The organism is Peribacillus sp. NPDC058002 (assembly GCF_042886655.1).
GTDB classification, from domain to species: Bacteria; Bacillota; Bacilli; order Bacillales; family DSM-1321; genus Peribacillus; species Peribacillus aracenensis.
This window is the reverse complement of record NZ_JBHVQU010000026.1, coordinates 1-11,016: the sequence shown is the minus strand read 5'-3', so window position 1 is coordinate 11,016 and position 11,016 is coordinate 1. Positions and strand designations below refer to the sequence as shown.

12 protein-coding genes, 1 pseudogene and 2 riboswitches are annotated in these 11,016 nt (G+C 41.9%); of the genes and pseudogenes, 10 read left to right on the top strand and 3 right to left on the bottom strand.

The features are described from left to right. The 6 genes and pseudogenes from ACFVSH_RS07690 to ACFVSH_RS07665 form a co-directional block, all read left to right on the top strand. Positions 1–156 (top strand): annotated as a pseudogene (locus ACFVSH_RS07690) (competence protein ComG); the annotation flags it as partial. Further along, positions 149–607, top strand: coding sequence for a competence type IV pilus minor pilin ComGD (gene comGD / locus ACFVSH_RS07685; protein ID WP_387597930.1), 459 nt, complete (start codon positions 149–151; stop codon positions 605–607). The pseudogene ACFVSH_RS07690 and the gene comGD, both read left to right, overlap by 8 nt. Then, on the top strand, positions 594–932 hold the full coding sequence (locus ACFVSH_RS07680) for a hypothetical protein (protein ID WP_387597927.1): 339 nt from the start codon (positions 594–596) through the stop codon (positions 930–932). Before comGD ends, ACFVSH_RS07680 begins: the two co-directional genes overlap by 14 nt. Beyond that, on the top strand, positions 880–1,359 hold the full coding sequence (comGF, locus tag ACFVSH_RS07675) for a competence type IV pilus minor pilin ComGF (RefSeq protein ID WP_387597924.1): 480 nt from the start codon (positions 880–882) through the stop codon (positions 1,357–1,359). The genes ACFVSH_RS07680 and comGF overlap by 53 nt, the downstream gene beginning before the upstream one ends. Continuing rightward, a complete protein-coding gene (gene comGG, locus ACFVSH_RS07670; RefSeq protein WP_387705455.1) occupies positions 1,352–1,738 on the top strand; it encodes a competence type IV pilus minor pilin ComGG in 387 nt (128 codons plus the stop codon). Before comGF ends, comGG begins: the two co-directional genes overlap by 8 nt. A gap of 116 nt (positions 1,739–1,854) precedes the next feature. Continuing rightward, positions 1,855–2,040, top strand: a complete 186-nt coding sequence (locus ACFVSH_RS07665) for a YqzE family protein (RefSeq protein WP_063233067.1) — start codon at positions 1,855–1,857, stop codon at positions 2,038–2,040. 46 nt (positions 2,041–2,086) lie between these two features. Here ACFVSH_RS07665 and ACFVSH_RS07660 read toward each other — a convergent pair whose 3' ends face one another. Further along, a complete protein-coding gene (locus tag ACFVSH_RS07660; protein WP_387597920.1) occupies positions 2,087–2,887 on the bottom strand; it encodes a YqhG family protein in 801 nt (266 codons plus the stop codon). Then, on the bottom strand, positions 2,865–4,553 hold the full coding sequence (locus ACFVSH_RS07655; protein ID WP_387705453.1) for a DEAD/DEAH box helicase: 1,689 nt from the start codon (positions 4,551–4,553) through the stop codon (positions 2,865–2,867). Before ACFVSH_RS07655 ends, ACFVSH_RS07660 begins: the two co-directional genes overlap by 23 nt. 373 nt (positions 4,554–4,926) lie before the next feature. Beyond that, a riboswitch (glycine riboswitch) is annotated at positions 4,927–5,014 on the top strand. A 3-nt stretch (positions 5,015–5,017) separates the two neighbouring features. Next, positions 5,018–5,101: riboswitch (glycine riboswitch) on the top strand. A gap of 141 nt (positions 5,102–5,242) precedes the next feature. On the opposite strand from ACFVSH_RS07655, the gene gcvT reads away from it, so the two are divergent. Genes gcvT through gcvPB form a run of 3 tightly spaced genes read left to right on the top strand, consistent with a single transcriptional unit; the run spans position 5,243 to position 9,163 of the window. Continuing rightward, positions 5,243–6,349 carry a glycine cleavage system aminomethyltransferase GcvT gene (gene gcvT, locus ACFVSH_RS07650; RefSeq protein WP_387597915.1) on the top strand — a complete coding sequence of 369 codons (1,107 nt, stop codon included), beginning with the start codon at positions 5,243–5,245 and terminating at the stop codon, positions 6,347–6,349. A 17-nt stretch (positions 6,350–6,366) separates the two neighbouring features. Next, positions 6,367–7,713 (top strand): aminomethyl-transferring glycine dehydrogenase subunit GcvPA, encoded by a 1,347-nt coding sequence (gene gcvPA, locus ACFVSH_RS07645; RefSeq protein ID WP_387705451.1) that lies wholly within the window; start codon positions 6,367–6,369, stop codon positions 7,711–7,713. Then, positions 7,706–9,163: an aminomethyl-transferring glycine dehydrogenase subunit GcvPB gene (gene gcvPB / locus ACFVSH_RS07640; protein ID WP_387705449.1), complete on the top strand. Its 1,458-nt coding sequence runs from the start codon at positions 7,706–7,708 to the stop codon at positions 9,161–9,163. The genes gcvPA and gcvPB overlap by 8 nt, the downstream gene beginning before the upstream one ends. A gap of 161 nt (positions 9,164–9,324) precedes the next feature. On the opposite strand, the gene ACFVSH_RS07635 is transcribed toward gcvPB, so the two are convergent. Then, the gene (locus tag ACFVSH_RS07635) at positions 9,325–9,708 is read right to left on the bottom strand and encodes a rhodanese-like domain-containing protein (protein ID WP_076365383.1); all 384 of its coding nucleotides are present in this window, start codon (positions 9,706–9,708) and stop codon (positions 9,325–9,327) included. A 203-nt stretch (positions 9,709–9,911) separates the two neighbouring features. Between ACFVSH_RS07635 and ACFVSH_RS07630 the strand changes: the two genes are divergently transcribed. Further along, the gene (locus ACFVSH_RS07630) at positions 9,912–10,748 is read left to right on the top strand and encodes a lipoate--protein ligase family protein (RefSeq protein WP_387597909.1); all 837 of its coding nucleotides are present in this window, start codon (positions 9,912–9,914) and stop codon (positions 10,746–10,748) included. Positions 10,749–11,016 lie beyond the last annotated feature (268 nt).

Genomic DNA, 11,016 nt, shown 5'->3' with positions numbered 1-11,016 from the left:
GCCCAAGCACAGGTACAGGCTTATGAGATCGACAATGCTAAACTGCCCGGAAGTATCGGTGAATTGGAAAGTCAAGGCTATCTCAAACAGACATCCTGTCCTAATGGGGATGATATTAGTTTGGATAGTAAAGGGAAGATAACGGTCGTTGAGTAGGAGAGAAGCGAAAATACGGCATTCCAGTGGGGGGTATACACTATCTGAAACCCTCATTGTCCTCGTTATTTTTGTACTCCTGATCTCCATCGGTCCTAATCTATATCCTAGCTTCACAAAAGGAATGGAAAATAGGCTATTCCTTTCTCAATTCCATGAGGATCTTTTCTATGCACAACAGTATGCCATCAGTCATGAGAGCTTGATTTACCTCCATATTGATAATACCCAAAAGGTTTATACCGTTTCGTCATATAAGGAAGGGGTCGTCCTAGAGAGAAGCATACCTAAGGATATAAAGTTTTTAAGTGGCACTTTGGGGTTCAGCTTTCATTTTAATCAGTATGGAAATGCTTCAAAAGCCGGAACGATTATGATTGACACCTCAAAGGGAAAGTACAAGCTGATCCTCAATATCGGTAAAGGGAGGTTCAGGATTGAGAAATTGTAAAGGTTACGTCTACCTTGAGCTGATAGCCGCTTTTGCCGTTTGTATATTCCTGGTCCTTGCCATTTTGCCAATTCTTGAAGTGTTATTGATGGATCGGAAAGATATTGCCGTAAGGACAGAAGCCCACCATTTATTATATGAAAGATTGACGGCGTTCATGGATGGGGAGATAGAAGCAGTTGGTCAGGAGATCATTTATAAAAAAAGATCCTATGAATTGGTTTGGAAGGACCATGGGGATTTCCCGGGAATGATTGAAGGGTGTGTACGTTATGAAGATGAATCGGGTAATCTGGAATCCATTTGTGATGCTGCGAAAAAATGATGGCTTTACGATGATCGAAATGCTTTTTTCTTTAATGATTTTAATGACGACGTCCCTTTTTGTTCTACAGCTTTTTTCTATCATTCACACCCAAATGGGATTCGTTGATAAATTGCATCCTAAAGAGTGGGAGGTCTTTACCATGCAAATGAAGCAGGAGGTCCGAAGTTCCAAAGTTCAGGATGTAATGGGAAATAAATTATATTTGCTTTCAGGTGAGCAATTATCATCGTATGAACAATATGAAGATAAGGTCCGAAGACGAGTGAATGGAATGGGGCATGAGGTCATCTTGCAGAACATTTCTGAATTTCAGGTTGAGAAGGATGGCGGCGCCATTGTAATAAATATAACGGATAAAGCAGGGACTACTTTCAGTCGAAGATTTCACCCATTCATTAGGAATGTTGCGAAAGTCGATGAATAATCAGAAAGGAGTCGTTTTCCCGATGGTCATGATTGTAGCGAGTGTTTTCATCATGTTCACGATACTAATGATAGACCAGTTTATCATTGATAAAAAGTTTTATAAAGAAGTGGAAGAATCGCTTGTGGCCGACCACCTTGTCCATCTAGCCATCAAGGATGTGACGGCAGATTGGAGCGAAGAGATTCCAAAAATCATCCAGGGGGAAATTTCATATCCCAATGGTGTGGTGCGGTATTCCTTGATGAAACAAGAAGGTCCTTACGTATATATCGAGTTTTCTTCCACGACCAAAAATGATCGCGAGGGGAGGGTCATCATTCAATACGATAAAGAAGCTGGGCAAGTGAAGGAATGGTTGGAAAAGCAGGCTGTGTAATACGAAAATCAAAACTTTTTTTAAATGGAACGCGACAGGTTCACGTGTTCAGGGTACAAGCGAAGGAATAAAAGGAGCGTAAACCGGGCATACTTTGCATAGGGTGATGATTTTAAATGTCTACAAACGCTTATATAAAATATCTGACGCAGCAGCTTGTCGAGTATTTTAATCTGACGAAAAAAGAACGAAAAGAAAAGCGCCGTCACAGAAAAGAGGATAAAAATCATGGTATGTCCCATTGGTTTGGCATTGTCCCTTTTGCTTTGTCGATGTTCGTAAGGAAAAATATCAAAAAATGAAACAGATGTCCCGAACTTAGGACATCTGTTTCTTTTCGTTCTATACTTATCCCAATGCCCTATCTGACAGGTAAAATAATCCTCCGTTTATGATGGATATTCTGATGTTGGGTTCATATTGGGCTTTTAGTGCTTCTTTCTCGGTATAATAACTCTCACTTTTTTCGTCCATATCCTTGTAAAAATGCTCCAATAAATTCAAATCATTCTGCCAGCGCAGCATTGCTTCCTCCGCCCAGGAATGGTCATCATCCTCGAAACTGGTCCTGATGTATGTATCCAGTCTTGCCAATCCACTCTTGGGCATGATTAAAGGTGAAAGCGTAAAGGAGTAATCCGGTATTTTTGGGGTGACCTTTACAGGTAAAACCCGATGGTGAAACCCTTCCATGATTTCACCCGAGATTAAATTCAATCCGATCGACATGAAAGTATCTTTTTTACGGTCACATTGATAGGATATTTTCACATTCAGGGTCAGCCAAGGAAACAAAGGATTATTTCCGCCGCCCTTTGGTGGAGGAGCATCCTCAAAAAGTCTAGTATACCCTGCCAGCTTTTTGGTTGATTGAATAATCTGATGTAGGCGTGGGGAGCCAAAATGAATCATTTCTCCCTTTAAATCGGCTGGAGCCTGTTCGGGATCGGTAATGAAAGTCATCTGTGCTGGGTTCGGAACGCCACCTGTTTTTTCTAGATAATGCCAATAAAAGGGTCTATTCATCAATTCTTTATCCATTTCAATCGTCAATTGGACTGTAAGGTGGGCCGGCGCATTATCCAGTATTTCACAATCGTTGGCCTTAAAGTAAGTTTTTAAAAAATCATGAATTTCCCGTTGCTGCATGAACCTCACCTTCCTTCATGGATTGGGCGAATTGGATTAATGATGAAAAATTATCCATCTTGATCTTCATTTCGCCCTCTGTTTTGGACTCGCCGACCACATCGATTAAATATTCTTCAATATTGTTAATATCCAGTTTGGTTAGAATATCATCCAATTCTCCAATTACTTTTTCAAATAAATTTATTTTTTCGTATAGTAACTTCAGAATATGTTCTTCTACTGTATTTTTCGTGGCAAAGTTATAAATCATTACATCTTCTTCCTGACCAAGGCGGTGAATCCGTCCAATTCTCTGTTCGAGCCTCATGGGGTTCCATGGCAGGTCAAAATTAATCAAGTGATGGCAAAACTGAAGGTTTATCCCTTCCCCGCCAGCTTCTGTTGCAATTAATACCTGTATATTCTTTTGGAATAATTCTCTCATCCAGTCTTTCTTTCCGCGCTTAAAACCGCCTCGGAAAGGAACCGAAGAAATTCCATTCTGCTGAAGGTACCATTGGAGATATAGCTGAGTCGCCCGGTATTCGGTAAAGATAATCACTTTGTCATCAATTTTCTTGATCAGTTCCAAAGCTTTTTCAGCCTTGGAGTTTTGAACTGTTTCATTCACCTTAGAAAATAAATCATCAAGCTTTGCCAAAAAGTCAGGGGAAGGCTGATCATATTTTTCTTTCATATTCTTTAAAGTATAAAAGACCGCCTCTCTGCTGCTGCATGCTTCCCTTTGGAGGGTGAGAGCCGAAAAGGCGCTTCCTTTTGATCCATCCGAAATAGGCTTGAATTTGGAAACAGCATCATACAATGCCTGTTCCGTTGGAGAAAATTCAATGGTGATGGTTTCCACATGCCGTTTTGTCCATTCAATGCCAGTATCGGCCCGCCGGTTTCGAATCATGACAGTATTGACCAGTTCCTTTAGGTGTTCATCTTCAATGATGTTGCGGCCTTTCCCTTTATACTTTTCCGAAAAGAGCGAAGCATTTCCCAAGTGGCCCGGTTTCAATAACGAAACGAGGTGAAAAATCTCCTCGACTTTATTTTGAATCGGAGTGGCTGTCAGGAGTAAACAAAATTTCTTTTTCAGATTTTGGACGAATTCATAGTTCTTCGTCTTATTATTTTTAAGTTTATGAGCCTCATCAATAATGATGAAGTCATATTCCTGAGTGAAAATGATATCTCGATGTGGAGCGCGTTTAGCTGTATCGATGGATGAAATGACTACATCACAGGATTCCCAAACATAACTTTTTCTCTGAACAACTGCAGGTATATGAAACTTGGTATTCAATTCAAAAGCCCATTGTGTGACAAGGGAGGCTGGAACAAGGATCAATACTTTTTTTACAAGGCCCCTAATCATATACTCTTTTAGGATCAAGCCTGCTTCAATTGTTTTTCCGAGCCCCACCTCATCAGCTAAAATGGCCTTTCCATTCATCTTTTCCACCACTTGCTTCGCTGCTTCCAATTGATGGGGAAGCGGGGTTAACTGCGGAAGGTGCTTGGGCGCCTGTAAACCTTCAAAATCAGGGATGATAAGATTTTCCTCCATTTGAACCGCCAACTTATAAAGATCCCAATTTCCCCATGGACCGTCATTTTCCATTTTTTGCAGAAGCTCGTCATTCCATTCAGAATTGAAGGATATATTGATTTTCATAGAAATAACTCCCTCTTAAATCATAATTTCCTTAATAAAGGGTCAAAACCCGAACATTTCGTATGTGAAGTAAGAAAAATATTTCTCTTCAAAAGATATTGCAGAGATAAGTTTCTTAGGGTAGGATATAAGTATATTTAGAAAATTCAATTTCCAAACGCTACAAAGAATCTTTGTACATCTATTTTGCAGTTCGCGTTTTCTTAGTATGGGCTATAGGCTCTTAATTTATCCAAGATTACTGAAGGAGACACTCAAACGGTTTCTGAAGTTTTAGGAGAATTGGCAGAGAATGCATTCCATGATGCTCAAAGGTTTTACCGATGCTTGGGGCTATTTCGCTTCCTTTCATTGGCGAACCATTCATATGCGGGTGAAGATAAGGGGAGAGACTACGGATGTAGCGCCGAAGGAGCAAACTTAGCAGTGAATCTCTCAGGCAAAAGAACTCTTATTGGACGCAACTCTGGAGAGCGCCGCCCGTTTTGGGACGGCCACCAAAGGGGAAAACCTATTACATAGGTAAACTTTCAGGTTTCAGGACAGAGAAAAAGCTCAAATGGGCTTTCTCTGTCCTTTTTTGTGCTTTTTTCACATCATGAATCAGGATATACCTGATGCGAAATGACAAGAAGCTTTTGATAATGAAGCCAATCAATTTTTAAAAAAAATCTGAAGGGGGTCATTTTTTGACCAATTTAAAAAGAACACCACTATTTGAGGTTTATCGTGAATACGGAGGTAAAACGATCGATTTTGGCGGCTGGGAACTTCCTGTCCAATTTTCGGGTATTAAGGACGAACATGAAGCCGTACGTACAAAAGCGGGGTTATTCGATGTTTCCCATATGGGGGAAGTCGATGTTAAGGGTCCTGGAAGCCTTTCCTTTTTACAGAAGATGCTGACTAATGATATATCAAAGCTGCAGCAGGGCGGTGCCCAATATACCGCCATGTGTTATGAAAACGGAGGCACGGTTGATGATCTTATCGTGTATAAAAGGGCAGAGGACGACTATCTGCTCGTGGTCAATGCAGCGAATACAGAAAAAGATTTCAATTGGCTTCAAGCTAATTTAACGGAAGATGTCCAAATTACGAATGTATCGAGTGACTATACACAGCTGGCACTTCAAGGACCATCTGCAGAAAAGATATTACAAAAACTATCGGGAAATACTGACTTAAGTGAAATTGGATTTTTCAAGTTCAAGGAAAATGTCCTGATTAACGGTATCTCCACGTTGGTATCCCGTACTGGATACACTGGTGAAGATGGTTTTGAGATATATAGTGACAGTGAAAATGGTCCTGCCCTTTGGAAGGCGATTATGGAAGCCGGAAAGGAAGAGGGGGTTCAGCCGATTGGTTTAGGTGCTCGTGATACCCTGCGTTTTGAAGCGAAGCTGCCGCTGTATGGGCAGGAGCTTTCAGCGGACATCACCCCGATAGAAGCCGGTATTGGTTTTGCAGTGAAAGTGGATAAGGAAGTGGACTTTTTCGGGAAAGCCGTTCTTGCTGAGCAAAAGGAGAATGGAGCTCCCCGCAAGCTTGTGGGAATTGAAATGATTGACCGTGGCATTCCGCGTCATGGGTATAAGATCTACAGCGGTGATAAAGTCATTGGTGAGGTCACGACCGGTACCCAATCACCCACATTGAAGAAAAACGTGGGATTGGTACTTATCGATAAGGAATTTTCGGTACTGGATGCGGAAGTCGAAGTGGAAATCCGTTCCAAGCGTTTGAAAGCCGTTATCATACAAACACCTTTTTATAAAAAACCACGTAAATAGAGGGGAATGGTCATTAGATGAAACATCGTTATTTACCCATGACAGAGCAAGATAAACAAGAAATGCTGGAAGTTATAGGGGTATCTTCTGCTCAAGAACTTTTCAATGATATCCCTGAAAGCGTTCGCTTTCAAGGAGAATACGATATTAAGCCTGCTAAATCGGAACCTGCATTAATGAAAGAATTATCAAGGCTAGCTGCCAAGAATGCGGACCTTAAAAACTATGCTTCCTTCCTTGGTGCGGGTGTCTATGATCATTACGCACCGGTCATCGTCGATCATGTTTTATCCCGTTCTGAGTTTTATACGGCTTATACACCGTATCAGCCAGAAATTTCACAGGGCGAGCTTCAGGCGATCTTCGAATATCAAACGATGATATGCGAATTGACGGGAATGGATGTAGCTAACTCCTCCATGTATGATGGCGGGACGGCGCTAGCCGAAGCAGCCATGCTTGCTTCAGGCCAGACGCGGCGCAAGAAGATTCTCATTTCAGGAACCGTTCATCCTGAATCAAGGGAAGTTGTGAAGACATATGCGAAAGGGCAACGGGTGGAAGTGGTCGAAATTCCTTATAAAGACGGTGTGACGGATTTAGCTGCTTTAAGCGAATTGGCGAATGATGACATTGCAGGAGTGATCGTGCAATATCCGAACTTTTTTGGCCGCATCGAGCCATTGAAAGAAATGGAGGAAATCATTCATGGTGTCAAGTCCATGTTTATCGTTTCCAGTAACCCGCTTGCATTGGGAGCTTTGACATCCCCTGGAGCACTCGGTGCAGATATCGTAACGGGGGATGCCCAGCCATTCGGCATTCCAGCGGCATTTGGGGGACCTCATTGTGGCTATTTTGCCGTTACTAATAAACTTGTTCGGAAAGTTCCGGGCCGACTCGTCGGTCAAACGGTGGATGAAAATGGTAAAAGGGGGTTTGTACTGACCCTTCAAGCTCGTGAACAGCACATCCGCCGTGACAAAGCCACATCCAACATTTGTTCCAATCAAGCTTTGAATGCCTTGGCAGCTTCTGTCGCAATGACCGCGCTTGGGAAAAAGGGTGTCAAAGAAATGGCTGTGCAAAATATTCAAAAAGCGCATTATGCGAAAAAAACAATTATGGCAAAAGGGGTGGAAGTGATATTCGACGGTCCTTCATTTAATGAATTTGTCATTAAACTGCCTGCTTCGTTTTCAGAAATCAATAAAAACCTTTTTGAAAAAGGGATGATCGGCGGCTTCGATTTAGGGACGGTTTATCCTGAGCTGAAAGATCATATGCTGGTCGCGGTAACTGAACTTAGAACTAAAGAAGAAATTGATGCACTTGCGCAGGAATTGGGGGATCAACATGAATAATCAAGATCAATCACTCATTTTTGAAATCAGTACTTCCGGTCGAATCGGATACAGTCTGCCAGAAATGGATGTTGCAACTATTTCGCTCGAAGAAATCCTTCCTGCCGACTACATCCGTGAAGAAGAGGCAGAACTTCCTGAGGTGTCCGAACTTGATATCATGCGTCATTATACAGCACTTTCCAAGCGGAATCATGGGGTGGATTCGGGTTTTTATCCGCTGGGTTCATGCACGATGAAATATAATCCGAAAATAAATGAAAATGTGGCGCGCTTCAACGGTTTTGCCCATATCCATCCATATCAGGATCCGGCTACTGTTCAGGGAGCATTGGGACTATTATTTGATTTGCAGGAACACTTAACGGAAATCACCGGGATGGACCAAGTGACATTACAGCCTGCAGCAGGTGCTCACGGTGAATGGACTGGATTGATGATGATTCGCGCTTTTCACGAAGCGAATGGCGATACAGAACGGACTAAAGTGATTGTACCTGATTCTGCACACGGTACGAATCCTGCCTCTGCAACTGTTGCCGGGCTTGAAACGATTACAGTGAAGTCGGATGAAAATGGGTTAGTCGACCTTGAGGATTTAAAGCGTGTTGTCGGACCGGATACCGCGGCCTTGATGCTGACGAACCCCAATACATTGGGATTGTTTGAAGAAAATATTTTGGAAATGGCCCAACTTGTCCATGACGCAGGTGGGAAGCTTTATTATGATGGAGCCAACCTGAATGCAGTTCTATCAAAAGCACGACCGGGTGATATGGGCTTTGATGTGGTTCACTTAAATCTCCATAAAACATTCACAGGCCCGCATGGCGGGGGCGGCCCGGGTTCTGGTCCTGTAGGGGTGAAGTCGGACTTGATTCCTTACTTGCCTAAACCGCTTGTGGTCAAAAAAGGTGAACAATTCGTTCTTGATTATGATCGTCCGCAATCCATCGGCAGGGTAAAACCTTATTATGGTAATTTTGGGATAAACGTGAGGGCATATACGTATATTCGGTCAATGGGGCCTGATGGTCTTAAAGCCGTCACCGAGAATGCGGTCATCAATGCCAATTATATGATGCGTAGGTTGGAACCATTTTTTGACTTACCATATAATCGTCATTGTAAGCATGAATTCGTATTAAGCGGACGCCGTCAAAAGAAATTAGGGGTAAGGACTCTCGATATAGCCAAAAGATTGCTGGATTTCGGTTATCATCCTCCGACCATTTACTTCCCGTTGAACGTAGAAGAAGGAATGATGATAGAACCGACTGAAACCGAGTCGAAAGAAACGCTGGATGCGTTCATCGATGCGATGATCCAGATTGCCAAGGAAGCGGAAGAAACCCCGGAAATCGTTCAGGAAGCTCCGCATACAACCGTTATAAAGCGGCTTGACGAAACTCTTGCTGCAAGAAAACCTGTTCTGCGTTATCAAGCATAGACTGATAGCTTGCACGAAAAAAAATCCCTGCCTGCCGGCGGGGATTTTTTCATGTTTATGTAAGAGTTCATTAAAGTTCAACAGTTAACTTTCATTCCCTAAAGCCCGTGTGATGCACAAGAAGTCTTTTTAATTTAAAAGAGCCCATGCGGATATGGGTCTTATTTCTTTGCTTTGATTTTCCCGGTCCACATCTTGAAACCGCCCTTTAGGTGAAAAAGTTCCCTGTAGCCCTTTTTGTATAGCATGGCTGCAGCTCTTCCGCTGATGATTTCGCTCTGAGCGTACAAATATACAGGCTTGTCCGGCCTAATTTCGACCAAGCGGGTTTTCATTTGAGTCATAGGGATGTTTCTTGCGCCTAAGATATGACCATTATCGAAATCATTCGGTTCCCGCACATCGATTAGCTGCACTTTTCTGTAGTTAGCGATAAATTCGTCCTGTGTTAATGTTTTAACGATTTTACGCTGGCGGTACCAATTAAAAAGTGAATACGCAATAACCACTCCCAAGATGATGAGCAGTGTATATAATATTTCCAAACATAAAAACTCCCTTCTACCTTAACGAATACAGACAATCCTTATTATATAATTGCTTTACCCAATAATCAAAAAGAATTTTCATCAAATTCTTCATCGACTTGATAGCACGTTCTTTTTTAGAGTGTTAAAGTCTGTTAAACTACTACATGTGAGTTTTTTGTGGGGGATTGAAAAACAGTCTATTGAAACGAGGGGTAAGGATGACTAAAGAAAAATGGGGTTTTATAGATTCGGGGTATTGTTCACCGGGTTTTAATATGGCTTTGGACGAAGCACTGTTAAACTGGCAAAGCAAAGGTGAAATTCCGCCAATCATACGCTTTTACGGCTGGGATCCAGCAACATTGTCGATTGGTTATTTTCAAAAGGCTGAAGCGGAAATTGATTTGGAAGAGGTCAAAAGGCAGGGCCTTGGTTTTGTTCGCAGGCCAACAGGAGGACGAGCGGTACTGCACGAGCATGAATTGACTTATAGCGTAATCGTTCCAGAATCCTATCCGGGAATGCCAACTACCGTTACTGAAGCATATCGTGTCATTTCTGAAGGAATATTAATGGGGTTCAGGAATCTGGGATTGGATGCTTATTTTGCCGTGCCTCGAACCAATCAGGAAAAAGAGGCTTTAAAATCGCCCAGGTCTTCCGTCTGTTTTGATGCTCCAAGCTGGTATGAACTGGTCGTCGAGGGCAGGAAGGTCGCTGGCAGCGCTCAAACCAGGCAAAAAGGCGTCATCCTTCAGCATGGGTCCATTTTGCTTGATCTTGATGATGATAAGCTTTTTAGCGTATTTAAATTCTCAAATGACAGGGTTAAAGAGAGAATGCAAAAAAACTTAAAAAATAAAGCTGTGGCCATAAATGATATTGCTGGAAGAAAGGTTACCATCCCTGAAGCGAAAGAAGCTTTTGAAAAAGGTTTTGCCGAAGGACTTTCGATCGATTTAGAGCCATACGTCCTAACCGAAAAGCAATTGCAGGAAGTGAATGCCATTGCAGAAAGTAAATATGAAAGCGATGAATGGAATTTCATGAGATAGAAGAAGTGGGATAATAAGAGTGATAAAAGAAAAAAGTTTTTTCAGATTTTTTGACCAAATAAGGTATCCCTTGCAGGGATAAGCCCTAAAAGGGATGGGGAAAAAGCAAGGTCCAAATTAATTGAAATCTGATGAAAAATTATCGTAAATCGACATTTTCCTCCCTTTTGCTAACTATATTAATTGATTTATCGTTTGACAAAATTAAAAGTCATTCAAAACAAACACGATATATAGTAGTTGAAATATTTAATCCGACACTATATAT